At 52.6% G+C, this 26,011-nt stretch carries 19 protein-coding genes and 1 pseudogene; 12 read left to right on the forward strand and 8 right to left on the reverse strand.

All coding sequences use genetic code 11. The annotated features are described in order from the left end of the window. Positions 1-228: 228 nt before the first annotated feature. Both ACO0LM_RS15765 and ACO0LM_RS15770 read left to right on the forward strand, forming a co-directional pair. A complete protein-coding gene (locus tag ACO0LM_RS15765) occupies positions 229-1,869 on the forward strand; it encodes a glycoside hydrolase family 28 protein (RefSeq protein ID WP_423038224.1) in 1,641 nt (546 codons plus the stop codon). A gap of 335 nt (positions 1,870-2,204) precedes the next feature. Further along, positions 2,205-4,376: a LamG-like jellyroll fold domain-containing protein gene (locus tag ACO0LM_RS15770; RefSeq protein WP_423038241.1), complete on the forward strand. Its 2,172-nt coding sequence runs from the start codon at positions 2,205-2,207 to the stop codon at positions 4,374-4,376. 82 nt (positions 4,377-4,458) lie between these two features. Here ACO0LM_RS15770 and ACO0LM_RS15775 read toward each other — a convergent pair whose 3' ends face one another. Beyond that, on the reverse strand, positions 4,459-5,895 hold the full coding sequence (locus ACO0LM_RS15775) for a PLP-dependent aminotransferase family protein (RefSeq protein ID WP_423038225.1): 1,437 nt from the start codon (positions 5,893-5,895) through the stop codon (positions 4,459-4,461). Positions 5,896-6,034: 139 nt separating this feature from the next. Between ACO0LM_RS15775 and ACO0LM_RS15780 the strand changes: the two genes are divergently transcribed. After that, the gene (locus ACO0LM_RS15780; protein WP_423038226.1) at positions 6,035-6,967 is read left to right on the forward strand and encodes a DMT family transporter; all 933 of its coding nucleotides are present in this window, start codon (positions 6,035-6,037) and stop codon (positions 6,965-6,967) included. 24 nt (positions 6,968-6,991) lie between these two features. Continuing rightward, on the forward strand, positions 6,992-7,807 hold the full coding sequence (locus ACO0LM_RS15785) for an MBL fold metallo-hydrolase (protein WP_423038227.1): 816 nt from the start codon (positions 6,992-6,994) through the stop codon (positions 7,805-7,807). Positions 7,808-7,906: 99 nt separating this feature from the next. Here ACO0LM_RS15785 and ACO0LM_RS15790 read toward each other — a convergent pair whose 3' ends face one another. Then, on the reverse strand, positions 7,907-8,392 hold the full coding sequence (locus tag ACO0LM_RS15790) for a MarR family winged helix-turn-helix transcriptional regulator (RefSeq protein WP_423038228.1): 486 nt from the start codon (positions 8,390-8,392) through the stop codon (positions 7,907-7,909). 179 nt (positions 8,393-8,571) lie between these two features. Here ACO0LM_RS15790 and ACO0LM_RS15795 point away from each other — a divergent pair, with 179 nt between their 5' ends. From ACO0LM_RS15795 to ACO0LM_RS15805, 3 genes are all read left to right on the forward strand, one after another. Further along, entirely contained in the window at positions 8,572-9,651 is a 1,080-nt protein-coding gene (locus tag ACO0LM_RS15795; RefSeq protein WP_423038229.1) for an alpha/beta fold hydrolase, read from the forward strand. A 128-nt stretch (positions 9,652-9,779) separates the two neighbouring features. Beyond that, positions 9,780-10,196: an organic hydroperoxide resistance protein gene (locus ACO0LM_RS15800; protein WP_423038230.1), complete on the forward strand. Its 417-nt coding sequence runs from the start codon at positions 9,780-9,782 to the stop codon at positions 10,194-10,196. A gap of 110 nt (positions 10,197-10,306) precedes the next feature. Beyond that, positions 10,307-11,449, forward strand: a complete 1,143-nt coding sequence (locus tag ACO0LM_RS15805) for a redoxin domain-containing protein (protein WP_423038231.1) — start codon at positions 10,307-10,309, stop codon at positions 11,447-11,449. Positions 11,450-11,604: 155 nt separating this feature from the next. Here the strand turns inward: ACO0LM_RS15805 and ACO0LM_RS15810 are convergent, their stop codons facing one another. The 4 genes from ACO0LM_RS15810 to ACO0LM_RS15825 form a co-directional block, all read right to left on the reverse strand. Next, positions 11,605-14,673: a di-heme oxidoredictase family protein gene (locus tag ACO0LM_RS15810; protein WP_423038242.1), complete on the reverse strand. Its 3,069-nt coding sequence runs from the start codon at positions 14,671-14,673 to the stop codon at positions 11,605-11,607. Between the two features lie 34 nt (positions 14,674-14,707). After that, positions 14,708-15,148 carry a hypothetical protein gene (locus tag ACO0LM_RS15815; protein ID WP_423038232.1) on the reverse strand — a complete coding sequence of 147 codons (441 nt, stop codon included), beginning with the start codon at positions 15,146-15,148 and terminating at the stop codon, positions 14,708-14,710. Between the two features lie 521 nt (positions 15,149-15,669). Then, positions 15,670-15,831, reverse strand: coding sequence for a hypothetical protein (locus tag ACO0LM_RS15820; protein ID WP_423038233.1), 162 nt, complete (start codon positions 15,829-15,831; stop codon positions 15,670-15,672). Positions 15,832-15,842: 11 nt separating this feature from the next. Further along, a complete protein-coding gene (locus tag ACO0LM_RS15825; RefSeq protein ID WP_423038234.1) occupies positions 15,843-18,068 on the reverse strand; it encodes an OsmC domain/YcaO domain-containing protein in 2,226 nt (741 codons plus the stop codon). A 286-nt stretch (positions 18,069-18,354) separates the two neighbouring features. Here ACO0LM_RS15825 and ACO0LM_RS15830 point away from each other — a divergent pair, with 286 nt between their 5' ends. Both ACO0LM_RS15830 and ACO0LM_RS15835 read left to right on the forward strand, forming a co-directional pair. Next, positions 18,355-18,897, forward strand: a complete 543-nt coding sequence (locus ACO0LM_RS15830) for a DUF4365 domain-containing protein (protein WP_423038235.1) — start codon at positions 18,355-18,357, stop codon at positions 18,895-18,897. Next, positions 18,873-22,325 (forward strand): hypothetical protein, encoded by a 3,453-nt coding sequence (locus ACO0LM_RS15835; protein ID WP_423038236.1) that lies wholly within the window; start codon positions 18,873-18,875, stop codon positions 22,323-22,325. The genes ACO0LM_RS15830 and ACO0LM_RS15835 overlap by 25 nt, the downstream gene beginning before the upstream one ends. A gap of 248 nt (positions 22,326-22,573) precedes the next feature. On the opposite strand, the gene ACO0LM_RS15840 is transcribed toward ACO0LM_RS15835, so the two are convergent. Then, positions 22,574-22,915 (reverse strand): YciI family protein, encoded by a 342-nt coding sequence (locus tag ACO0LM_RS15840; RefSeq protein ID WP_423038237.1) that lies wholly within the window; start codon positions 22,913-22,915, stop codon positions 22,574-22,576. A 191-nt stretch (positions 22,916-23,106) separates the two neighbouring features. Then, positions 23,107-23,700, reverse strand: a complete 594-nt coding sequence (locus ACO0LM_RS15845) for a hypothetical protein (protein WP_423038238.1) — start codon at positions 23,698-23,700, stop codon at positions 23,107-23,109. Between the two features lie 264 nt (positions 23,701-23,964). Here ACO0LM_RS15845 and tnpA point away from each other — a divergent pair, with 264 nt between their 5' ends. The 3 genes and pseudogenes from tnpA to tnpC form a co-directional block, all read left to right on the forward strand. Continuing rightward, positions 23,965-24,375 (forward strand): IS66-like element accessory protein TnpA, encoded by a 411-nt coding sequence (gene tnpA, locus ACO0LM_RS15850; RefSeq protein ID WP_423038243.1) that lies wholly within the window; start codon positions 23,965-23,967, stop codon positions 24,373-24,375. Then, positions 24,372-24,719, forward strand: a complete 348-nt coding sequence (gene tnpB / locus ACO0LM_RS15855; protein ID WP_422990807.1) for an IS66 family insertion sequence element accessory protein TnpB — start codon at positions 24,372-24,374, stop codon at positions 24,717-24,719. Before tnpA ends, tnpB begins: the two co-directional genes overlap by 4 nt. Positions 24,720-24,748: 29 nt before the next feature. Then, positions 24,749-25,885 (forward strand): annotated as a pseudogene (gene tnpC / locus ACO0LM_RS15860) (IS66 family transposase); the annotation flags it as partial. Positions 25,886-26,011: the final 126 nt, after the last annotated feature.

The following is a 26,011-nucleotide window of genomic DNA, read 5'->3' on the forward strand; positions in this document are numbered from 1 at the left end:
GATAGTTCACTATCGCTGTGCTTTGCGTCTTGCCCTGATCGCCGGGCAAGCGTCTTTCACTTCTGTTTCAAAGTTACAGTCCACTGAATAATAAAACGAAAGCTGGCCATAATGGATCACCCTGCGATAACACCCATCTGCGCTTCCTCCAAAATTTCACTGAATTTGTCTCACAATGCATTCATCAAGAAATGTCATGTCTTACCTATATTGGCTTGTGTTTTTGTTTTGAACGGATGTGGTGGTGGTGGTCAGGCGTATAGCGATGGGGCTGCGACCACTACAACATCGACTACTGGCTCTGGAAGCAGCGGTGCAACATCGGGGACAGGCAATGCCATAGCAGGTACCAGCCTGACAACGTCCTGGGGTGTAGTTAATCAGCCATCTTTGCCGACATTGGTCTGTGCCAGCCTGACAGCCACGCTAACGCCAATCAATGGGTCAATCGATAATGTGGATGAATCCCCGTCCAACTCTCAACCTGACACCTTACGTATCCAAAATGCCATCAACACTTGCCCTGCGGGCCAGGCAATCAGATTAAGCAAGGGTGCAGCAGGGCAAGCAGGTTTTCTGAGTGCTCCTTTAAAATTGAATTCTGGTGTCACGCTTTGGATAGACCAGGGAGTGACATTATTCGCCTCACGCAATCCGGCCGATTACGATAATGGCCCTGGTACTTGCGGAACAGCCATACCTACCGATTTGCGCTCTTGCAATCCGTTTATTCTTGCAGACAGCACTAACGGCAGCGGAATTGTTGGCGATGGTGCCATTGATGGTCGTGGCGGTAGTTTGCTTACCAGCGGCCCCAATGCAAAATACCGCTCCTGGTGGGATGTCGCCTATCAAAACAAGTCTGACACCTTGTCTCAGCAAAATCCCATGATCATCAGAGTCAACAACAGCAGTAACTTTACGCTGTACAGAGTCGCCGTGATGAATTCACCAAATTTTCACATATCGACCAGCAATGTAGCTGGTGTAACGGCCTGGGGTATTAAAATTTTATCTCCAAGTGCAGTCTACACCAAGCCGCGCTACGCATGCCCGACTAACTCTACTCCAGACAAAATAACACCAGCGACCTGCTTTACACCTGATACCGTCAAGAACACAGATGGTTTTGACCCGGGCCAATCGAGTAAGGTTTTACTTGCCTATTCTTACATCAGCGTTGGGGATGATAACGTCGCCGTCAAATCCCACACCACATCCCCATCGACAAACCTGGCTTTTCTGCACAATCATTTTTACTATGGTCATGGCATGTCAATTGGTAGTGAAACCGATTCTGGCCTGAACAATATGCTGGTAAGCGATCTGACTATCGACGGCAATGACAGCTCGGTGAGTATCGGCCTGCGCATAAAATCGGATTCATCACGTGGCGGCCTGGTCACAGACGTGACGTACAGCCAGATTTGTATGCGGAACGTCCGGCAACCTCTCGTTTTTGATTCTTTTTACAGGGACGTCAATGCTGGCACCAAGTATCCCGCTTTTACCAATATCACCATACGTGACTTCCATAACCTGGGTAGTGCGAAATATGCTAGCGGAACGATGACTTTCGCAGGTTACAACGCCAATGCACAAAAAAATCCTATTGGCATCACGCTGGATAATGTCGTATTTGACGGCAAGCAGCCAGGCTTTGATGCGGGCCATAACGGCGGACCAAGTGTCTTGCCTGCAGCGACGCATTTTACTTTTGGCCCGGGGCAGGTCAGTTTCGCATCATCCATTATTTCATCCATTGCCAACGATGTCACAGTCAGTGGCAGTTCTGGTTCCTCCACACCACTAGACTGCGGTGCAGCGTTTGTACCATTCAACTCTGTTCTGGCTGATTCGCCTATTTGATCTATTTGATGGCGGCGTTGAATACATCACTTCCCTTCGCCCAGGCTCTCTGGACCCGCAGCTCAGAAAATTATTGAATTTTCAACGCGGGTTGAACACGCGTCGAATGACTGCTTAAGGCATTAGAAAATTCATCAAACGCGCCTGTCAGTGATTGCTCATTCATCGTGTATAGTAATCCGTAAACTGACGGGCTTTAATGATGCACCTGCTCAGCCAGAAATTCTTTGTACAGACTGTTATTCAAACAAAACGCGGAAATACGAATGGCCCAATCAAAGAGCGGCAATACCGGATCACGTAGCGATGATTCGCAATTATCCATACAACAAGAAATGGATACATTGACTACGACCATCACCCGGCGCAGCTTCCTGTACGGCCTGGGTGCACTGGCACTGACTGCTTGCGGCGGCAGTGCCAAGCAACAGCTGGAATCGACACAGGTGCCGTCAACGAGCAAAATTGGGAGCGCCGTCAACGGCTTCGTCCACCCTGGCCTGTTGCACACGCAAACGGATTTCGAGCGTATGGCCTTGAAGTTCAATACCGAACCCTGGAAGTCAAGCTGGGACCTGCTGATCGCCAATTCGCACGCCAGCCTGAACTACACACCTGGACCCGTGCCGGTGGTTTATCGCGGTGCAGATGGTACAAATGCTGAAAATTATTCGCGGCTGTTTAATGATATCGCAGCGACTTACGCCTGCGCGCTACGCTGGAAGATTACGGGTAACAGCACCTACGCCGATAAAGCAGTGCAGATCATGAACGCATGGTCATCCACGCTGACCGGCATCAGCGGTACTTCGGACATGAACTTGGCAGCCGGCATCTATGGCTATGAGTTCGCCAACGCCGGCGAAATCATGCGCAGTTATAACGGCTGGGCAGCGGCCGATTTCGCTCGCTTCCAGAATATGATGCGTAACATTTTCTACCCGATGAACCATGGCTTTCTGGAAGGCCATCTGAATACCGAGATTACCCACTATTGGTCCAATTGGGATCTGTGCAATATGGCTTCGGTGCTGGCGATAGGCGTACTGTGTGATGAGCGTGCGCTATTTGACGAAGCCGTCACCTATTTCAAGAGTGGTGCCGGCAACGGTGCTGTAGCACAGGCGATCTATTATGTGCATCCCGGCTATCTGGGCCAGTGGCAAGAAACCGGGCGCGACCAGGGTCACAATACCCTGGGCATTGCACTGATGGGCTCGCTCTGCGAAATGGCCTGGAACCAGGGCGTGGACCTGTACGGTTATGACAACAACCGCTTTTTGATGGGTGCCGAATACGTCGCCAAGGCCAATCTCATCGAATCTGGCAGCAATTATTACAGCGTGCCTTACGTAACCTACACCAATGTGGACAAGGTCAACCAGACTGTGCTGTCGACCGCAGGGCAAGGCACGGCGCGGCCTTGTTGGGCGCTGGTCTACAACCACTACGTCAACCGCATGGGGATTGCAGCACCGTACACGCAAAAATTCACGCAGTTGGTACAGCCCGAAGGCGGTGGCGGCAATTACGGCCCCAACAGCGGCGGCTTCGATCAACTGGGCTATGGCACGCTCACCTGCACACTCGATACTACGGCCAGCCGCGCCGGGCCGACCGGCCTCAGCGCTTACGTCAGTGCAGGCCAGACAATCCTGTCATGGTGGGGTATGAGCAACGCCAGCAGCTACACGGTAAAACGCGCCGCAAACGCAGCAGGCCCCTACACCACCATCGCAAGTGGCATCACTGATCTACTCAGCTACACCGACACCGGATTGGCGGATGGCGAATGGTATTACGTCGTGACCGCAAGCACATCCAAGGGCGAGAGCGCGGCTTCGAATGTGGCCAGCGCAATCACTGGCCTGCGACTGCACACTCGCCTCAGCTTCGATGAAAGCAGCGGTGCCGTGGCTGCCGACATCAGCGGTAACGGTCACACCGGCACACTGGTCGGGGAAACTGGCTGGGTCACTGGCAAGACATCCAACGCCATCTCGCTGGATGGCAGCAGCGGCTACGTCAGCCTGCCACCAGACATCATGACAGATGTCGGTGATTTCAGCATTTGTACCTGGGTTTACTGGAATGCAGCCCGCACCTGGGACCGAGTGTTCGACTTCGGCTCCGGCACTGGTCACTACATGATGCTGACAGCGCGTGGCGCGAACGGCCTCGCGCGTTTCGCCATGACCGTCAATGGCCGCGATGGTGAGTTGTTTGTTGACAGCCCGGCTGCACTGCCAACTGGTGCATGGACACATATCGCGGTGACCTTGTCAGGCCGGACCTGCAAGCTGTATGTAAACGGCGCAGTAGTCGGCAGTAATACTGACATGTTCCAGGCACCATTCCGGCTACAAAGTACCAGTCAGAACTGGATAGGCCGTTCACAAAACACCGCCCAGCCCACCTTCAATGGCAAAATTGACGACTTCCGCATCTATCGCGGCGCACTCACTGCGACTCAGGTGCTGGCACTGATGAACAACCAAACTATCTAGTGGACTGTAACAGTTGAAAACAGAGTGCGCTACTTGCACTGCCGCACTGCCGCCCTGCCTGGATTGTCTGCATCGGCCTTCGTCATTGCGACCAGAGTCCTGTCAGGCGCTTGCAATACCCGGCAACATGTTCCGTAGGCAGATTGGTCACGCCCAACAGTAATCCGTCGTAGCCAGGCTTGGGTTGTGCGTACCACCACGACAGCGCAGATGGCGATAAACCCACCGTACGGGCTTGCACCGCAATGTCAGTATCACGCACACCTTCAGGTAGACGTATCAACACGGCTAACCCGGCCTCTATGTAGGGAATCGACAACTCGCCCAAACAAACTCCCAGCGTAGTGCGACGGTCGGCGTAGACACGTTTCATGCGACGCAAATGACGCAGATAATGACCCCTGTGCATAAACTCCGCCACCGCCAACTGTACCGATGGCGCAGGTGCCGATGCATAGGTGGTCACAGCATTTTCCATACGCGCTACCAGCTCGTTTGGTACCACAAGGAAGCCTATACGCAAGCTGGGAGCGATCGTCTTACTAAAGGTCCCGATGTGTAACACCCGGCCGTTGCGATCAAGCGAGGCAAGTGCTGGCGCGGCGCGGCCCTGGAGTTGCAGTTCGCCGAGATAATCATCTTCAATAATCCAGGAATCAGACCGTTCGGCCCAATCAAGTAAGGCATGTCGTCGCCGCAACGACAGTGTGACACCTAGCGGGGCTTGTTGACCCGCCGTGACGATCGCCAGTTTAGCTTGCGGCGCCGTCGTCCATCCCGACGTTACGTCCAGTCCTTCCGCATCAACTGCCACTGGTACCGGTGTAACACCTGATTGTATCAATGTCTCGCGGGTCGTTGAAAACCCTGGTTCTTCCATCCAGGCACACTTGCCTTCCATCTGCAATGCACGCAGTGCCACTCCTAGGGCTCCGGCAAAACCGCTAGTGATAAAGACCTGCGCAGGTGTACAGTCAATACCGCGGGCAATAGCCAGGTAAGCAGAAATCTCTGAACGTAATTCCAGTTCTCCACGAGGGTCTGGATAGCCTAACTGCCTGGCAGCAGCCGTGCGTGCTGCACGCCCCATGATGCGGGACCAGGTTTTGAACGGGAACACATCTTGGGCTGGCACTCCCACCTGGAAGACGCCAGGCTTGACAGGCCAACCGGGATAAACCTCTTCCAATGGCTTGTCCCCGATACGCTCTGCGTTGTGGTCGCCGTCGTGGTACCCGTTGTGCTCTCCCTTATGCAGTGTTGCTAAAGTGTGCGATGCGACGTGAGTACCCGCTGCACCATGGGCGGTAATCAGTTGCTGATCGCACAAAATATCATAAGCCATCCGCACCGTTCCGCGTGAAACGCCTAGTTGAACGGCCAGGTCATGCCATGAAGGTAGTCGTGCCCCTGGTGACAGTCGGCCGGCACGAATGGCTGTACTGATGGCAGAGCTGATCTGTTTGGTCAACGATACTCTGGTGTCGCGATCAATACGAATATCGAGATCTGTTTCCATGAAACTCCTTCTGCTCTCAGCCAGGGGGATGCCAGGTATGGTCACGTCAATGGTACATACATTTAAGTCACTCTTGCATCTTTTTTCTGACCTGAGTCATACCTATCATGGACACATATCAAAACATCCGGAGAAAAAAATGAAGAATAGAGATATTACTTGCCTATTCACATTAGCGGCTTTGTGGGGGGCATCTTATTTGTTCATGCGTATAGGTGCAGGTGAATTTGGTGCTTTGACGATGGCGGGTGCCAGGGCAGCAGGGGCATCGCTGTTGCTGCTTCCTTTATTGGCTGCACGTCAGGATGGTGGCTTGCGTGCCTTGCGCCACTATTGGAAACCCATTGCACTGGTTGGCATTACAAATTCCGCCCTGCCTTTCGTTTTGTTTGGATTTGCCGCGTTGAGCATCAATGCGAGCCTGTCTGCGATTTTCAATGCGGCGACACCTCTGTATGCAGCAATTATTGGCCTGCTGTGGTTACGGGAAGATATCAGCGCGAAGCGGGCCACCGGCCTGGCATTGGGGTTCGCCGGGGTGCTGTGGTTGGCCTGGGATAATGCAAGTTTCAAAGATGGTGCCAATACCTTCGCCACCTGCTGGGCTATAGCCGCCTGCATGGCAGCCACTGTCTTGTATGCATTCTCCGCCCACTACACCAGGCAATATCTGGCCAATGTACCGCCGTTAGCTGTCGCTACTGGAAGTCAGTTGATCTCGGCGTTGGTGCTTGCCGCACCCGCAGTCATCTGGCGACCTGTTGCAATGCCATCGGCGCATGCCTGGTTGGCCTTACTGGCATTGACCGTGATCTGCACTGCATTGGCTTATGTGCTGTTCTTTCGCCTGATCGCTGCAGTTGGGGCATCCAGTACGATGACTGTGCCTTTCCTGGTACCCGCCTTCGGTGTGTTGTGGGGGCTGCTCTTTTTAGATGAAATTTTTACTTTGAAGATGGCAGCAGGCAGCAGCCTGATCGTATTGGGAACAGCCTTGACAACTGGCTTGATCAGATACAACTCGCGTACCTCTGCCATTTCAACTTCAACTTTAACTACAACTAAACTTTAACCACATCGACGGATTGGAACTACCATGCCTATGTATATATGCAATACCTGTGGGACGCAACATGCGGAGACTTCCCTTGTTCCGGCACATTGCGTGATCTGCGAAGATGAGCGTCAATATGTAGGTTGGGATGGTCAGATCTGGACCACGCACGAAGCACTGCGCATTAAATACGATCTTCGGATAGAGGAAGAAGAGGGCCTGCTGGCGATAGGTTTTTCGTCAGGCTTTGCCATCCCCCAAAGAATGCTGTTATTGCCCACTGACGCCGGCAACATCCTCTGGGAAAGTATCAGTCTTGTTACTGACAAGGCGCTTGCAGCACTAAAAGCACGTGGGGGCGTAGACAAAATCGTGATATCGCACCCGCATTTTTACGCGGCGATGGTAGAGTGGAGTGAGGCCCTGGGTGGCGTGCCCATATTGCTTCATGCAGCGGACAAGCCTTGGGTATTAAGATCTTCTTCGCATATTCAGTTTTGGGAAGGCGACGAAAAAACACTCTCCCCTAACGTCACGCTCATCAGGTGTGGTGGTCATTTCCCGGGTAGCACGGCATTGCACTGGAAGCATGGGCCACGTGCAGGCGGAGCCCTTTTTCCAGGAGACGCTATGCAAGTTGCCTCTGATCGACGCCATGTTTCTTTTATGTACAGCTACCCCAATTACATCCCCATGAAGCCGGGTGATGTACTGGCCATGCGCGCGCGGCTGGAAGCTTATCAATACGAAGATATTTTCGGCTTCACCTGGAAACGCAACATCATCGGAGAGGCTCGTGCCGCCACCGATGCTTCTTTCACGCGCTATTTGCAGGCGGTATCGGTGGATACTATTTGATGTCAATTTAATGTCAGCATGACTGGCGAACTTTGCTTCGCCAGCCCACTGGCAAGTGCGCCGATAAACATGCAAACAACTTCGGCACAAGAATGAGCCTTAGCGCTTGCTCCCTGCGGCAGCATTCTCGTCGGAAGCGTTCACCAGGTTGGCGCGCAAGTTGACGATAGCCTTCTGCAATACACGGAATTCCTCCGGTGCCAGGCCGGATGCCCTGGCTGTTACCTCGCGGAAGGCGAATGCCTTTTCCCTCAGTTCCCGCCCCGTATCAGTGAGTGACACGCGCACGCTGCGCTCGTCCTCGCTGTCACGCTCACGGCGCACATAGCCCATCGTTTCCAGACGTTTCAACATGGGCGTCATCGTGCTCGGTTCCAGAAACAGCTTCTCGCTCAAGCCTTTGACGGTCTGGTTGTCCTCCTCCCAAAGACAAATGATGGTGACGTATTGTGGGTAAGTGAGTCCCAACTGTTCCAGCACGGGTTTATAGACGCGCGAGTAAGCGAGGTTGGTCGAATAGATGGCAAAACACATAAAGTCGCCGAGCCTGGCCACGTCCTTGTTGGCATTGGATTTATTGCCCATTACACATCTCCGTGAAAGTATTTATCGAAATAATGATTATCGTACTTGAAAACAGTCGCGAACCTGTATATATTTATCGTCATATTAATTATCACAATAATTAATTTATTGCCATTAACCGACCTATATCAATTGCAACAAGCATCTGAAAACCACACCATCATCACCGGAGAAAGCAAATGCACCAATACATCAACCACATCGGCAACATCTATAACAAGCGCCGCCTCGTCCTTGTCACCACCGCGCTTGCCCAGGCCCTTGTCCTTACTGGTGCGCAATTCGCCATGTCAGGCGTAGCCCAGGCACAATCCACAAGCACTGCACCGGGCCTGACAGCAACAACAAGCCAGGGGCTGGCCAGCTTCAAGTCCATCAAGCAGATTAACGCTGGTGACCTCAACGTTGGTTATGTTGAAGAAGGCCCGGCCGACGGCCCGGTCGTTATCCTGCTGCACGGCTGGCCGTATGACATCAACAGTTTCGTCGATGTCGTACCCATGCTGACCAAGTTTGGCTATCGCGTGTTCGTGCCGCACCTGCGCGGCTACGGTACGACACGCTTCCTTGACGCCAATGCCCTGCGCAATGGCGAACCTGCGGCGCTGGCTTCGGATGTCGTGGCACTGATGGATGCGCTGAAGATAGACAAGGCAATCCTTGCCGGTTATGACTGGGGTGCCCGCACAGCCGGTATCGTTGCTGCGCTGTGGCCGCAACGTGTCAAAGGTCTGGTTTCGGTCAGTGGCTATCTGATCGGTAGCCAGGAAGCCGGCAAGCAAGCCTTGCCGCCAAAAGCCGAACTGCAATGGTGGTATCAGTTTTACTTCGCTACCGAGCGCGGACGTGTTGGCTACGAAAAGAACCGCCACGATTTCGCCAAACTGATCTGGCAAACTGCATCGCCGCAATGGCACTTCGACGATGCCACTTTCGACCGCAGTGCCGTGGCACTGGAAAATCCGGACCATGTCGCCATCACCGTCCATAACTATCGCTGGCGTCTCGGCCTGGCAAATGGCGAAGCGAAATACGAAGCACTGGAAGCACAATTGGCAAAGTTCCCCTCCATTACCGTGCCGACCATCACCATGGAAGGTGATGCCAACGGTGCGCCACACCCCGACCCCGCCACCTACGCCAAGCGGTTCACCGGCAAGTACAAACATGAGCTCATCACTGGTGGTATCGGTCACAACTTGCCACAAGAAGCACCGCGCGCCTTCGCCGATGCCGTGATCGAAGTCGGCCATTTTTGATGACGACTTGAGCGGGAATCCGTCTGTGCGCGCCCCTTCACATTACCGTTCATTGGTTTTTCAGCAGCATGTCATTGCACTTTTACGTTCTTCAATCACCGATCACCGATTACCTTAAAGGAAACAGCATGAACCAGATCGAAACAGTACTCTATACCGGTAAAACCCACACCACCGGCGGCCGCGAGGGTGTCGCGCATAGCGACGACGGCCGTCTTGACATCACATTGTCGCCTCCTGGCAGCCCTGGCACGGGCACCAACCCGGAACAGCTTTTTGCCGCTGGCTGGTCGGCCTGCTTCATCGGTGCCCTGGGACGGGCGGCCAAGGACAAAAATTTGTCCCTGCCTGCGGGCACTGCCGTTGATGCCGAAGTCGATCTCGGTACAGGAAACGGCGGCTTCCTGTTACAGGCGCGCCTCAAGGTGAGCCTACCCGGCCTGCCACGCGATCTGGGGCAAGACCTGATAGCTGCCGCACATCAGATCTGCCCTTACTCGAAGATGAGTCGCGGCAACATCGAAGTGAGCGTCACCCTGGCCTGATGCAACGAAAAACAAATCCCGCACGCAGCGCAGATCGGCTGCAACATCGCGTTAGCCTGCGTGCGGACTTACACAGCCATCGTTGTAAAATGCATTAAAAGGAATTTCTCATGCTGCGTTTCATCCTCTCCCTGTTTCACACACGCTTATATCACTTATATCGCTGGTTCGCCAGCGGTGCGCTCATCGCACTTGGCATAGCTGTTGCGATGGTCACCAACATGTCCGCCGCCGACGAGGCAAGAGATAAAGCAATGAAATCGAACGGCAGCGCACACACCAGCGATTTGCCGGTCCTTGGGCATCTTCCGCCTCTAGTCGGTGCATCGGCGTGGCTGAATTCAACCCCGATCGATTCTGCACAGCTAAGCGGCAAGGTGGTGCTGATCGATTTCTGGACCTATTCCTGCATCAACTGCATCCGCACCTTACCGCATGTGCGCGCCTGGGCAGAGAAATACCGCGCTCAGGGTCTGGTCGTGATCGGTGTGCACACCCCTGAATTTGACTTCGAAAAAGACACCTCGAATATCAAGAAAGCGATTGCACGCTTCAAGATCGATTACCCGATCGCAGTCGATAGCGAGCATCATATCTGGAACGCTTTTCGTAACAACGCGTGGCCAGTCTTCTACTTTGCCGACGCGCAGGGCCGAATCAGGGCGCGCCTTGCTGGCGAAGGCAACTACGATAAGGCAGAGACTATCATCCAGTCCTTATTGGCCGAAGCCGGCCAGTCTGGCGCTGGGGCCGCACTGACAACACCAAAAGCCAGCGCCGAACAGGCAGCGCCCGATATCGCGCATCTGCGCTCTGGCGAAACGTATGTCGGGTACCAGCAAGCATCGAATTTTTCCTCGAACAGTGGACTGAAAAGAGATACAGCCCACGATTACCTTATGATTGCGCCGCGTTTGAACGAATGGAGTCTGGCAGGTAACTGGACCGTTGGTGCAGAACGCGCGAATCTGAACCGGGCGGACGGCAGTATTGTGTACCGCTTTAATGCACGCGATTTGCATCTGGTCCTTGGGCCACGCGCCGACGGCATGCCGGTGCGTTTTCAAGTCCGGATCGATGGTCATGCACCTGGCGCAGATCACGGCTCAGATACCGATGCAGAAGGCAATGGCACCGTCACCGAGGCCCGCCTTTACCAGCTAGTGCGCCAGTCCGGTAAGGTGAAAGAGTGCAGCTTCGAAATTCGTTTTCTTGATGCTGGCGTTGGCGCATTTGCCTTCACTTTTGGCTAAGCACGGGAATGTTTTCGATCTGCCGAGTATGGCAGACAATTGACGATGAATGCAAAGCGGCGAATTTTTCGCAAACCCTGTTTTGCATAAACCCAGCATAAGCACTGCTGAACAGAGCATCTGTTCAGCAGTGCTTATCATGTAAAACTATGCAATCAAAGCGATTTCAGGAAAGCCAGTACAGCCTCACGGTCAGTTTTTGACAAGTTCTGGAAACGCTGGCGAGCACGATCCGCCTCGCCACCATGCCACATGATGGCTTCAGTCAGATTGCGGGCGCGACCATCATGCAGGTAACCGACTTTACTGCTGTTACCCATGACTTTGTCGGTATACCCGATACCCCACAAAGGCGAAGTGCGCCACATATTGCCCTGTGCCTGGCCTTCAACCAATTTGTCAGCCAGACCTGCGCCCATATCATGCAGCAGCAAATCGGTATAAGGCCGTATGGTCTGGTTGCGCAGTTCGGCAAACAGATGGCCTGAGCCTGTCTTCATCTCTGCTGTGTGGCAAGCCGCACAACGCATACCCTGGAACAGCTTGGCACCAGCACTGACCTGTTGCGCATCGACACGGTGTTCATCCAGCGGTGCTACACCTTTAGGGAAACCACTGGCTATGCTGCGTTGCGCAGGCACACCCACCAATGCAAGATAGCGCGAGATCGATTGCAGATCAGCTTCCGAAATACCTGGTTGAGGTGCGGCAGCAGCGCAGCCGGCAGGGTCGGTGGTACAACTGCGGTTAGGGTAAGGCGCAGACGTTACCCCCATATCCGCCAACAGTGCAGCAGCCGTCTGGTGACGCAGGGTTGCCTTGGATGCCTTCCAGCCAAAGCGGCCCAGGCGGACAGCACCTGTTTCAGGTTCAAAGACAAAGTTGGCCACACCCATGACACCATCCGCATCCGGCGCGGTACGGGCACGGGCGAGGATGTCTGCCTCTGGTATCGCTTCGAGCAAGCCCATGCCTATCATGGGCTGGGCAGCGCGTAGCGAATAAACGGCTGGCACTGCACCTTCGAAGGCCAGGGTTGGCTTGCGCAATTCAACCACCGTGCCATCTGCCAGCTTGCTGGTATTGGTTTCAAACCCGGCCACGTTGACATTGGTACCCCAGTTTTGCGGCACCCCAGACGTCGAAAAGGCATTCATCTGAACCACGCTGCCATACTGCGGATGCGGCAACTGCTGCCCCGCTGCATTTAGCATCGCCACCCGTACCGACATGCTGTCCAGACGCTGGTTGGTAGCAGTTGGTGCCACGCTGCGGCCATTGTTGACGTGGCAGGCGATACAGGCAGACTGGTTGAAACGCGGCCCCTGCAAGCCAACCGCCTGCAAGTAACGGTCATTGCCCGGCTCGTTATGGTCACCCGTGGTGAAGTTGGTGTGCACCAGGCGACGGCCTTCCACAAAGCGCTGAATGTTTTGCATACCCGCATTGTTGTGCGGCTGCTGGAACATGAACAGCCCATTGTCTGAATAGTTATAAGACACCGAACCCTGGCCACCCGACAAAGTCTCTTCCGGCAAGGGCACAGAATTCAGACGTGGTTGCACGCCATACCAGGGCTTCAATCCCGAACCCACCACATAAATCCATTCGGCTGAGTAATAACGCACACCGCCGCTATCCCCCTTGGCGGCCATGCCGTCAGGCGTCGAAAACATCGACGGCGATACTTCAATCACATCGCCGACGACCAGTGGACGGGCCGGAATATTTTTGCCATTCGGGAAGCCATTCGCATCCAGATCGTCATGCCCTGGATAATCCTTGACGCGCAAGGTACAGGCACCGTTGACACCATCGGCACTCGCCAGCTTACCATTCGCCGGATAAGGTACCGGTTTGCAGATGGCGACATTGCGGTCAACCAGTTCACCAGGGTTCATCCAGCCATAACCCGTCACACCCACACGATCAAAACCACGGAAGAAGGCTACGCCACCAGGCAAGAAATCCACGGTATTGTATTGGTTGACGGTAAGCGTCGGCTTGGTCACACCCGCCACGCGACTATTATCAAGTATCTCAAAACCCCAGGTGCGATTCTTGAAATATTGGGCGACGAAAGTCAGGTAATTGCCCGGCCCTTTATCCACCGGCAAGCCCGTCACTGCATCGACGGTTTCATTTGGACCATAGCCAATTTCATTCCACTCTTCGCCACGTTCACGACCATGGCGTGCCAGGCCACGTGCACCAAAGCGTGTCACCAGCGTGCCATCGGGCAGCGTAAATTGCAGGGTTTCAAGCGGCTCGGCGGCGGCAGGCAATGCTGCCAAACCGCTGCCACTAGCCGGGAACTTCAATGCTGATGTGGTGGCGTCAGCCAATGTATTGTCACTGCCCGGTGTCTTGAATTCAACCTCAAACAGTGAATACCCATATTGCGTAGCACGGGCCACGCCCTGCAGGCGGATGTAACGGGCATTGGCACCAAGATTAAAGAACTCTTCCGTGCCACCCTTGCCAGCGCTGACATAGCGCAGTTGTGACCAGGTCTGGCCATCATCCGACACGCGCAGCGCGTATTCTTTGCCATAGGCGTTTTCCCAGACCAGCTTCATGTAGCCAACCGGGGTCTTGGCACCAAAATCAAACTGTATCCAGGCCCCGTCTTCAGACGTACTACCCCAGCGCGTATTCAGCTTACCGTCTATCGCCATCGCTGCCGACATACCCTGATTTTCTACTGCTGACGACGTTGCCGTAACCGGCTTGACGGCAACGCCAGGCTTGCTCAAATCAACCTGCACCGGTTGTTGAGGATCTGTGCCCGGTTGTGGTGCCGCTGGCGGACCCGAAAATGCCTGGATTTCGATGATGGAATAACCGTACTGCGTCGAACGTTTGATACCCTTCATGCGCAGATAGCGCCCTTGCCCGCTCAGCCCGCTCAAGTCTTCGGTACCACCCTGGCTATTATCAACGGACTTGATCGTGACCCAATCCGCATTGTTGTCAGAGACTTGCAGCAGGTATTGCGTGGCATGGGCGTTTTCCCATTCTATGTGTACCCGCGTGATGGTTTCGGATTTACCAAAATCCAGTGTCAGGTACTGGTCATCGGTGAAACCGCTACCCCAGCGTGTGCTTTCATTGTGATCTATGGCTGCCGCGGCAGACAGGTCACCTCGTTCCATGGAACTGGCACTGGCGCTCACCGGAGTCAGCGCGGTTTCTGTAGTTGCAGCTTGCGGTGGTGCTGCCATGGGTGTATTGCTTGCGCCATTCTGGGCAGCAGAATCAGCAGTGCTGGAACCACCGCAGCCAGCCAGTTGCAGACAGAGTAGAGATGACGCCAGACAGATAGTCGTCATGCGGGCAGATATTTTTTTCACGTAAGAACTCCTGGTTGGTACGTTGCACATTTTTGATGTCGCCTGTAAACGGCATCTTTTGAAACCCATGGCGCATGTTTTTGCGCATGTTTTTGGATGCGCGAATAGAATATTCAACTGCTTGAATTGCTTGAGCTGCCTGGGATGCGATGAATTCAAAAAGGAAAATGATTAACGGGGGGTGTCTTTGTTTGTCGAAGCGCCACAGTACCCAGTCGCTGTGTGACTTGCAAGCCAGCGAACGCCTGTGACAAGGCACCAGGAGTGAAATAATTTCTCCCTGAAATGAAGCGTGGCTTATCTCATTTTTTGTCAGTGCACTGACAGATTTGGGCAGTGCCAACATCGGTCAATGACGATGTCGAATGCCAATCGGTGAGATGGAATGGAATCTTTTCCACTTTACAGACTTTATTGTGGAATGACGGTGCCTATTTAAGTACCAAGGCACAAGCAGCTCGTCCTTCAAAGAAGCGACTGAAATGGCGATGGATTTTTGACGTCAATTTATTTGCCATCATAGCAAGCATGAAGAGAATGCGCATTTTGGATTGCCCGCAAATAAAATGCGAGATGATAGAACTCGCGTACTACCTATGATCCAAATATGATGCCAGTGATGCAGCGCCCATACCACTCATTATTCCCGGCAAATCCTGTGACAAAAAATGGCCGTGCGATGTGCACAAACGTCCAGGGTCAGGCAAGTTTTTGCACAAAAACGAAAGTGGTATTACCGCTCTGGCTATTTATGACAAACTTGTCAGAAACAAATTGATTTTCTTGTTACATAAAACTTACAAAGTATCGAACTCTAATGCGATGCAAACGGAGCCTGTAAAAAAACCTGTACAAGTTTTCCCAGAATTACTGGTGAGCGTTGATACGCTCACCAAATTCCATCTCAAAGCAGTTTAGCGTCTGTCGCCAGTGCTGTATCGCCAGGTACACCAGCTTCATGGCAGAGGCATCATCAGGAAACAGTTTTCTGCCGTTGATGGCAGATCGAATGACACTATGGAGTGTCATCACTCACAAGCTTAGCTGGAGGTAGCCGCTTTGCTGCGCGCCACATGTAATTTCTTGTAGCTGTCGATCAGGCGCTGGTGCCTGTCCAGCCCTTCCAGTTTCATGCTGGTTGGTGTCAAGCCATAAAAGCGCACGCTGCCATCGACTGATCCCAATACCGCATCCATGCGCGCATCACCAAACATGCGGCGGAAATTAACCAGGTAATCTTCCAGTTCCAGCTCATCATCCAGCGTCACTTCCAGCACCACATTCAAGGCTTGATAAAACAAGCCGCGATCGACCGTGTTGTCGTTGTACTGCAAGAAGGTTTCGACCAGCTCTTTCGCCTCTTCAAACTGCTGCAAGGCGAGATTGATCAACAGCTTCAACTCCACAACGGTGAGCTGGCCCCAGACCGTGTTCTCGTCAAACTCTATGCCTATCAGGGTGGCGATATCGCTGTACTCGTCCAGCTCATTACTCTCAAGACGATCAAGCAGATCTTCCAGTTGCTCATCGTCCAGCGTATGCAAATTCAAGATATCAGCACGGAACAACAAGGCCTTGTTGGTGTTATCCCAGATCAGGTCTTCAACCGGATAAACTTCAGAATATCCCGGCACCAGAATACGGCAGGCAGTAGCACCCAGATGGTCATACACTGCCATGTAAACTTCTTTGCCCATTTCCTTGAGTATGCCGAACAAGGTCGCGGCTTCATCCGCATTGGAGCTGGCATTGTCACCTTCGCCCTGACCAGAAAAATCCCACTCAACAAAATCGTATTCAGCCTTGGCACTAAAAAAGCGCCACGACACCACGCCGCTGGAATCGATGAAGTGTTCAACAAAGTTATTTGGCTCAGTCACCGCATTGCTGACAAAGGTAGGCTGCGGTAAATCATTCAGGCCTTCAAAACTACGGCCTTGCAGCAATTCTGTCAGGCTGCGTTCCAATGCCACCTCCAGGCTCGGGTGCGCGCCGAAAGAGGCAAACACACCGCCTGTGCGCGGGTTCATCAAGGTCACGCACATCACCGGGTACACGCCACCCAGCGACGCATCCTTCACCAACACCGGAAAGCCCTGCTCTTCCAGCCCCTGTATACCAGCCAAAATGCCAGGATATTTCGCCAGTACTTCTTGCGGCACATCCGGCAAGGCAATTTCACCTTCCAGAATTTCGCGCTTGACGGCGCGTTCAAAAATTTCAGACAGACATTGCACCTGCGCTTCGGCCAGCGTATTACCGGCACTCATGCCATTGCTGGCGTACAGGTTTTCGATGAGGTTGGACGGGAAATAAACGACCTCGCCATCCGACTGCCGCACATAAGGCAGCGAACAGATACCGCGCTCTGCATTGCCAGAATTGGTATCGACCAGATGCGCACCACGCAGCTCGCCATCGGGGTTGTATATGTCCAGACTATACTCATCCAGTATGTCCTTGGGCAGTGCATCTTTTTTGCCAGGCTTGAACCAACGCTCTTCGGGGTAATGCACAAAGGCCGCGTTGGCGATGTCTTCACCCCAGAACGAACCCGCATAAAAATGGTTGCAACTCAGGCGCTCGATATACTCACCCAGGGCCGACGCCAGCGCGCTTTCCTTGGTCGCGCCCTTGCCATTGGTAAAACACATGGGCGAATGCGCATCGCGGATATGCAGCGACCACACATTCGGAATAATATTGCGCCACGAAGCAATCTCAATCTTGATACCCAGCCCCGCCAGCAAGCCAGACATATTGGCAATAGTCTGCTCCAGCGGCAAATCCTTGCCCAGGATGTAGGTAGATGTAGAGGTAGCCGCATCCGCAGAAGGGTTCAAGGTCAGCAGGGCCTGCGCATCTGCATCCAGGTTCTCGACCTCTTCAATCACAAACTCCGGCCCGGCCTGCACTACTTTTTTGACCGTGCAACGGTCGATGGAACGCAAAATACCTTCACGGTCCCTGGCAGAAATATCCGCAGGCAACTCCACCTGTATCTTGAAAATCTGCGCGTAACGGTTTTCCGGATCAACAATATTATTCTGCGACAGCCGGATATTTTCAGTAGGAATATTGCGGGTATTGCAATACAGCTTCACAAAATAAGCCGCACACAAGGCCGACGAAGCCAAAAAATAATCAAAAGGACCAGGCGCAGAACCATCCCCCTTGTAACGGATAGGCTGATCAGCCACCACCGTAAAATCATCGAACTTGGCTTCAAGACGAAGCTTATCGAGAAAGTTAACCTTAATTTCCATGGGGAGTTCCAGAATAGTGTTCAAAAGCGTGTGGGCGGTATTATCCGTCTTTTCTGGGATGGGCAGGGGAGCTTGTTGATTTGATCTGCAATCTACTATTAGCGTTAACTCGGATTAAAAATGTCATGACAATAACAATTCCTTTGCTGTGGATATGAAAAAGTGCTGGATCCTTCAGGTGCCAAGTAGCATCGACATGATACTCTTATCAATATATCATCGTGTCATTACGCGGCGTGGGATCACCGCGGATTTCGCCAACGCAACTTGCTACTTGGAGACGCTAATGTCGCAGCCAGTAAACCTTCCACAGGTCAACGAATCCCAAAGGATCTGCAGGTTAGCGGAAAAATGCTTTGCCGCTAATATGCCAAATGATTGGGTCTCTACGAATTTGGGTGGTGCGGAAGATTTCGGATTCGACTTTCAGATCCAAGATCTCAGTGAAGGCTATGCGCGTAATGTTTTCAGAGTTCAGCTCAAAGGCACGCTGCATCCAAGCCTTAATACAACTGGAGAGTTCTACTCCATCTCGTTGAATACCAGCACGGTCAACTACTATCGACAAACCAACGAGCCCGTGCTTTTGGTTCTCGCGGATCTCACTGCCGATCCGGACGTCCCCAAAAATTGTCTGCTTTATTACGCTTGGATTCACGAGGAACTGCGGCGGGTAAGTTTGGACAAGGACAGCGTAGCGCTGCGCATCCCTGTCGCAAATCAACTCACAAATTCGAGCAACTTGTCCGGCGAAGTGGAGCGCATCCTCAAACTCGGGCGGGTGGGGCAGCGCTGGACCTCTCGATGGAAGAACGGCGTCCAGATTTGAGCGACGAAGATCGCGCCATCATGATTGAGAACATTCCGGCAAACTTCGCGGAGCGCAGCAGTAGTTTTTTTGACGTAATGACTGAAAACCCGGAGGAGTCTTGGCCGAGCCCCAAAGCTGGAACCATGCCATGGCATTTCAAAGAAGCGGACCATCACCTCAAAGACGGAGATGCGGCTGGCGCAGCGACGGCCCTGGACGAGGCCGAGAAAATGTTACCCAACGCACTGCCCTTGGAGCGATCGGACTACTGGCATTTGCGTGGTCGTCTCTTCCAACTAGTGGGTGACGAGGCAGCCTCTCGCGACTCTTACGCCGCATCGGCCGCGGTGCCAAACAGTCCACCGAAAAATATAGTGTCTTGGGCAGAGAGCGAAATTCGGCTGAGTTACAGAGAGGATTCCACTGTCCCAGCAGACTTTTCGCACGTCTTCGCCAGGTTGACGGACACAAGCCCGATGACCTTGGGCATGCGAGCTCGCGTTCTTGCTGCGGAGGGTAAGTTCAGTGAAGCGCTTGAGTGCACGAACTCCTTCGATGGCGTCGAAAGCCTGATGGCAAAGGCAATAATCCATTGTATGCAAAGCGAATTTGAGCAGACTCTGGATGTATGCGAACAAGGTTTGCAGCAGGGTGTGTCCATTAAATATGGCAAACAACTTTTTCTAATGCTGCGCGCTAGGGCCCGATTCAGCTTGGCTCTCATGCTGGTGTCCAGCGACTACGACGTGCATCTACCTCCCTCTGGACCGACCAGGACTGATGTTGGTCTACTCATGCAGGTCTGGGATGACGTCCAAGCAGCAGTCAAAGAATTTCAACGTGTCGGCTGGCCCCCTAACATCGATTACCTGGCAGATATTTGGAGCGCATCTTCCATCATGCTAGGGAAGCAAAAAGAGGCGCTGCCGCTCATTAGAAACGCAGGCAACGCGAGACCTCACTTAACCAATCTCCAAAGAGCTCTTGAGTCGATCGCAGTCCATTGTGGTGACCTAAAACTTGCGCTCGAAGCCAACATGCGACTACCATTCGATGACCTCGTCGCAAGCCATCGCATAATGTTGCTCCACAACTTGAAACGCGATGACGAGTGTGTAGAACTTTTCAATCAATCGCTACCTCGGATGAACACCGATCTGCAGTCATTTGGCGAAGCCGCGATGATGGCTTCACTTTCGGCGCACCGCATCGTCAGAACCAGCCAACGGGAAGAATGGCTTTCGATGTTAAACACGCACGAGCATTTGAAGCCATGCGCAGCACTTGCTGAATATTTTGCGACCATCGAGGATAACAGTTTGGCAAGCGACGCGGCAGCAGCCAAACTATGGGAGAGCTATGAGGCACTTGGACAGCCGATAGCCATAGCTCAGCAGCTTATATGCATTCTCGATCCATCCTCTCAAGCAGCGGCGCAGAAATGTAAAGATGTGGCGAACCGGCTGACATCCACATCGCTGCTGAATCTCCGAGCCGCCTTGGTGCTCGCACAGTCGCTGGCGAATTTGTGCGAGTGGCAGGCACTTCTTGATCTTTGCGTAGATGTCCAGAGGCGCTTTTCAGACAGTTCACGTCTGGCAGCATACCGAGCTTTGGCGCTTGAAAAGCTGGGACATACGTCCGAGGCATTGAATGCCCTAAAGGCATTGATCGCCCAAGGTGTTTCCGACCCATTGGCAATAAACACCTACATCAACATCGTCGTCCGTTGCGGGTTTGGGGATGAGGCTATCACCACCGTCGCTTCCATTCTCTCGACGGCGGAAACCAAGGATAAGAAGCTCAACTGCTTGCGGTTGCTGTTCAACCTCGTCCACATGGCAGATTCCTCCAATCCCCGTGTCTTTGATTTCGCTCTCAGATATGGCGAGCTCTGCGACCAAACGGATGAAATCGAAGAAGGCATGTTTTTGTCCATGATTCTTCGAGCTAGATTTTCGATGGCAGCAGCGCCAGAAAAAATAGAAAACGTCAAGTTAAACAAAAGATATGATCTCTTCTTTGAGAGATTCCCGGAGTCAAATTTCATTCGCAGAAGCGAGGTGCATGAGAACGCCGACGCAAAAGAATTCACGCAATCAATTAAAAAAATTGTGGGGCATGATATATTCGATCAAGAGCGTATCAACCACAACACCAAGCTCGTGCACGAACTGCAGCGTGGCGAGATACCGTTTCCTTATGCATGGCGTCCTCGAAGCATCTTGATGAATGTGGGAGACCTACCATCGCTTTGGGAAATTGGAAAGCGATCGAAGTATGGGGAGCGCCAATATCAACTCACCATGATGCAGTCCGAACGAGAAGCCGTTCCAATATCGTACATGCAAAAAAGGATTCCGCTGCTTGATCTTACCGCCCTGCTCGTCACTTACGATTTGGAACTCTTCGAGCTCTTATTTGATATTTTTCCAAAAATTGCGATTTCACAAGCCACAATCTCCGAACTGGCCAATTTGGCGACACCATTTTTAGGTGGCGCCATGAGTAACAAGTGCGCTGCATTACTGAAAGTCCTTCGCGAAAATTTCGAGAAGATTCAGCAGCCGCACGCGATAAAACCTGTAGAAAAAAACTATCTTCATTGGGCATCCGAGGAAATAAAGATCATTATTGCAAGGAATGAATTCCTACTCTATTCAGACGACTTCTGTTTCCGTATTTACTGCGGTGAAGACCGGCTTGATGCAACAGGGTTTTGCACCCTAGACGTCATCAGCGCGTTAGTCGATTCGGGGGTACTTGCAATAAGCAATGCAGCTCAAAAAATTGCTAAGCTGTGCGCATGGAATGTCGGAATCTCCATAGAGCCTAGATATATCTCAAACGTCATCCCCGCATCAATCGATCAGGCAGAGTCGCCGACCGAGGCAATTAAATTCCTACGCGCAGAGACCAGCGCGATGAACGTGATCAACAAAATTTGGGACCCGGCCATATTGTTTCAAGAAAGTTTGATGAGCGCCAGTATATTGTTGTCACATTTCATTCAAGACCTCAACACTTCGCTAAACAAAATGGCATCGATGATGGGCATATGGTGTGAGAAGACAAAGTTTCTGGCTGATGCGAAAGAGCCCATCGAAAGCATCGCCCTATTGGTAGCTTGGACCGCAATACACTTGACCAAAACCAATACAGATTTTTCCAAGCAACTTCGATCCATCTACCTTGCGCTAATCGAGATGGAATATGGAGACCAGATGGACGAGAACAAAGAAAAAGATGCCATTATCACACTTGGATACGTAAGCTCGAACGTGGATGTGCTGAATGAATTGCAAGAGGATAAACGGATGTGCATAAAAATAGGTGCCGCATTTACGCCCGGCACCAGCGAAGAGGAGGCATTCGTTCGTGGCTACTCCAAAGCCGCGCAAGACACCGCGTTGATGGCAACAGGTAAGCGTGATCAAATTCGCTAGTGGCTTGCAGATCTAACCGTTCAGCGCTTCATCTGAATGGAGGTAGTCATATGATTAATAATTCTAAGCTCAGCCCTAAAGAACTAGATGGACTTTACTGTCTCGATTCACCTGATTGTATCGAATTAAGTTGGTCGAGGCAGGCCGAACGACCGATATCGACCCGAAGCAGAACTATATTAGCTTGAACTCACCGCCCCGAAGCGGACATTTCATGAGCTAGCAGAATGGACAGCAACACTCCAATCTCACGACTCTGGATCAAACCCAAATACCCGAAGCTCCTGATCACAGCGGCATGCTTTGGCGAGACGTGCGGCCCAGGCGATGGCGTCCTGTCTTGAAGAAAGCTCAAGTATAGTGAAGCCACCATTGAGTGGAGGTGCCCACGGATAGCCGCCCTCAGCGACTGTGCCATCGGCCGATACCAGAACGGGCGGTGCTGTATCATCAATGCCACCGGCGAAAACGTAGACGCCTGCTTCTTTTGTCTCCTGTATCACGGCATGGGCGTCTCGCCCGACAATCTCCATCTCACTGTCGGGTACTTTCATTGCAGCACTGGGAAATGAAATGAGATACTTTGCCATGATTTGCTTTCTCCAAGAATTTTGCAGTTAGTGATAAAGGCCGCGTTTGGGGTATGCAGGCTGATTGCTTCTACTGCAAAATTATTCACTGTATTCAGATGACTGACTACAGTGAATAAAGTTAGTTACCGCAGCATATCGAGCAAGTTGGCTAAGGGATCGCTCATCTGTGCAACAGGAGCGGCACACGACTAGCTGGGCAAGAAAATACTGAAAATGACGAGTATCCAAATTAGCAGACCTAGGACGATCCATGCGTAATTCGCGTTTGTGAGGCGGCTATTGCTTTCGCCATCGGGCTCTCCACAGCTAGCATTGATCATTTGCTGTGCACTAAGGAATTGGGCGAGCAATGGCGCTAGAATCAGGAGTGACAAGACGTCCGTGTACGGCGAGCCGATGGAACGATAACTCAAACGATCAAGCACGTGCGATACGATCATGGTCAACACCAGCTTTGTTGCTTGCGATTCGTTATTCCATTCGGCCACCGTCGATTTATCGTGGCCATAGGCTTTGACTTCGCGGAACAAAACATGTGTGAAAAAGATTGCAAATATCGCACGTGGCACCGGCCAGATCGAGCGGTCGTCATCGAAGTTGTCCGATATGCGGTTCTTATAGTTGCTCCAATTCTTATAGAACCAATAGACTGCATACATACCAAGCGTCGCTATATACAGTATCGCCAGCTTTTTGCGGGAGACTATGTAAAAGGTGGGGACGACAAGCGCGACTTCGTCGTCGCTTTGGCTTTCGGCCATCGGCTGGCTGCTATCAATCATTGAGGAATTCCAATCCTGTTTTCAATCTGAACAAGCGTTCAGCGTATTAAGATTTTAACATTTTTCAAATATGCCGCCCCGGCAAGACAATCCCACCAGCACTGCAAACTGTCCAGGTGCCCGGTTCAGAACATATTCTGAGCATTTGCCGCTTACCGAAAGCGGCTGATTGAAAGAACGTAAGCACCTCATCAGCGCCGTCTGTACACCAGCATAAAAAACCTTCAAAGTAGTTCCCGTTAGATTTTAGCGGGAGCTACCTTGGTGTTACTAGACACCCCCGTCCACAGGAAGCGGCGACCCAACTATTCACCGGAATTCAGGAAACAACTTGCGCAGAGCGCATCCGAACCTGGCGTTTCGGTCTCGCGGCTGGCGCAAGAGAACGATATCAACGTGAACATGCTGTTCAAGTGGCGTCGGGAATTACGGGAAGGTCGATTGGACGGAGTGATGCACCGGCAGGCCATGTTGCCGGTAACGATCGTCGACGAGAGTCCAGATAATTTACCATTGGCAAATTCAATTGACCTACCTGATGCGGCTGCCGGTCAGGAACCTGCAGTCACCCGGCCAAGTGTAATTGAAATCCAGATGGCCGGTGCAGTGATGCGTTTTGATGGCAAGGCCGACCTGAGCATGGTCCGCGCCGTATTGGGAATGTTACGTACATGATGGGCCTGCCGGCGGGAACGCGCATCTGGCTGGCAGCAGGCGTAACTGATATGCGTTCTGGTATGAATGGTCTGGCGGCCAAGGTACAAATGACGCTTCTTGAAGATCCTTTGGCTGGCCATGTGTTTGTATTTCGGGGAAAGCGTGGCAACGTGGTTAAAGTGCTTTGGGCCACCAGCGATGGAGTGTGCCTGTTGATCAAGCGATTAGAACGTGGTCGGTTCGTCTGGCCCCAGGCGAGCAGTGGCAAAGTCCATCTGACCCAGGCACAGTTATCCATGCTTCTCGAAGGAATTAACTGGAAACAGCCGGAACGCACCTGGCCACCGCTATCGCTCTTGTAAACGTTCCAGAACATGCGTAAACTCCATGCATGCCTACCACCCCCTCACTTCCAGACGATATCGATGCCCTAAAAGCATTGCTGCTCCAGCGAGATGGCGAATTGCAGTCCCTGCGCCAAACGGTATCAACTCTGGAACTGGCCCTGAGTGTACGCACGCTCGAGATCGAACAACTGACACTCCAGATTGCCAAGTTAAAACGCATGGTGTTTGGTCGCAAATCCGAGAAGATCGACCAGAAGCTGGAGCAACTGGAAACCCGTCTGGAAGATTTGATTGCCGAAGAAGGTGCAGCAGAGCAAACCGCAGACACCCCGGCGCAGCCACGCCAGAAATCAATCCACAAGCCCTTCCCGGAGAGCTTGCTGCGCGAAGAACACATGATTGAACCGAAGGAAGATGCTTGCCCACAATGCGGTGGCAATCTAAAACCTCTGGGCGAAGATGTCTCTGAGCAGTTAGAAGTGATCGAAGCAGCGTTCAAGGTCATTCGTCATGTGAGAAAAAAGAAAGCCTGCGCTTGCTGTGATTGCATTGTTCAAGCACCGGCACCGAGTCGTCCGATCCAGCGGGGATTTGCTGGTCCAGGGTTATTGGCGAATATCGCCGTAAGCAAGTTCGCTGATCATCAGCCACTTTACCGGCAAGCCCTCATTCATGCCCGGCGCGGGGTGGAGCTCGATCCAGCGACCACGGGGCGCTGGATGGGCGCATGTGGTGTCTTGATCACTCCGCTGGTAGAAGCCTTGCGTCGCTATGTGGTCGCTCCCGGCAAGGTCCATACCGACGACACACCGATGCCGGTATTGGCACCGGGCAACGGTAAAACAAAAACCGGCCGGCTCTGGGTGTACGTGCGCGATGACCGCAATTGCGCCTCTCAGGCCGCTCCGGCGGTATGGTTTGCCTACTCCGCGAATCGGCAGGGTCTGCATCCGCAGACGCATCTGTCCGGATTCACTGGGGTGTTGCAAGCCTATGCCTATGGAGGCTATGACAAGATCTTTACTGATGGCCACGTGACCGAAGCAGCCTGTTGGGCGCATGCCAGACGCAAGGTCTATGACTTACACGCAAAAAAGGCCACGCCAACGACCACCGAGATTCTGCGCCGGATTGGTGAACTGTATGCTATTGAAGCGCAAATCCGGGGAAAGTCACCGGACTGTTCGTGCTGATTGAATATTGACCCACCCTGCTGATTGAATATTGACCCAGGGCCGGGCGCCGCATTTTCAGATGTCGGCTGTGGATAACTATACCAAACAGCGGGGTTGGAAGTTGTTCTTTTC

It is taken from the genome of Undibacterium sp. Di26W, from assembly GCF_049340265.1.
Lineage (GTDB): Bacteria > Pseudomonadota > Gammaproteobacteria > Burkholderiales > Burkholderiaceae_D > Undibacterium.

Bases quoted from the DNA above. Each gene is read 5' to 3' on its own strand.
- ACO0LM_RS15770 (WP_423038241.1), top strand. From the start codon at position 2,205: ATGGATACATTGACTACGACCATCACCCGGCGCAGCTTCCTGTACGGC.
- ACO0LM_RS15775 (WP_423038225.1), bottom strand. From the start codon at position 5,895: ATGGAAACAGATCTCGATATTCGTATTGATCGCGACACCAGAGTATCG.
- ACO0LM_RS15780 (WP_423038226.1), top strand. From the start codon at position 6,035: ATGAAGAATAGAGATATTACTTGCCTATTCACATTAGCGGCTTTGTGG.
- ACO0LM_RS15785 (WP_423038227.1), top strand. From the start codon at position 6,992: ATGCCTATGTATATATGCAATACCTGTGGGACGCAACATGCGGAGACT.
- ACO0LM_RS15790 (WP_423038228.1), bottom strand. From the start codon at position 8,392: ATGGGCAATAAATCCAATGCCAACAAGGACGTGGCCAGGCTCGGCGAC.
- ACO0LM_RS15795 (WP_423038229.1), top strand. From the start codon at position 8,572: ATGCACCAATACATCAACCACATCGGCAACATCTATAACAAGCGCCGC.
- ACO0LM_RS15800 (WP_423038230.1), top strand. From the start codon at position 9,780: ATGAACCAGATCGAAACAGTACTCTATACCGGTAAAACCCACACCACC.
- ACO0LM_RS15805 (WP_423038231.1), top strand. From the start codon at position 10,307: ATGCTGCGTTTCATCCTCTCCCTGTTTCACACACGCTTATATCACTTA.
- ACO0LM_RS15810 (WP_423038242.1), bottom strand. From the start codon at position 14,673: ATGGCAGCACCACCGCAAGCTGCAACTACAGAAACCGCGCTGACTCCG.
- ACO0LM_RS15815 (WP_423038232.1), bottom strand. From the start codon at position 15,148: ATGTTGGCACTGCCCAAATCTGTCAGTGCACTGACAAAAAATGAGATA.
- ACO0LM_RS15820 (WP_423038233.1), bottom strand. From the start codon at position 15,831: ATGACACTCCATAGTGTCATTCGATCTGCCATCAACGGCAGAAAACTG.
- ACO0LM_RS15825 (WP_423038234.1), bottom strand. From the start codon at position 18,068: ATGGAAATTAAGGTTAACTTTCTCGATAAGCTTCGTCTTGAAGCCAAG.
- ACO0LM_RS15830 (WP_423038235.1), top strand. From the start codon at position 18,355: ATGTCGCAGCCAGTAAACCTTCCACAGGTCAACGAATCCCAAAGGATC.
- ACO0LM_RS15835 (WP_423038236.1), top strand. From the start codon at position 18,873: ATGGAAGAACGGCGTCCAGATTTGAGCGACGAAGATCGCGCCATCATG.
- ACO0LM_RS15840 (WP_423038237.1), bottom strand. From the start codon at position 22,915: ATGGCAAAGTATCTCATTTCATTTCCCAGTGCTGCAATGAAAGTACCC.
- ACO0LM_RS15845 (WP_423038238.1), bottom strand. From the start codon at position 23,700: ATGATTGATAGCAGCCAGCCGATGGCCGAAAGCCAAAGCGACGACGAA.
- tnpB (WP_422990807.1), top strand. From the start codon at position 24,372: ATGATGGGCCTGCCGGCGGGAACGCGCATCTGGCTGGCAGCAGGCGTA.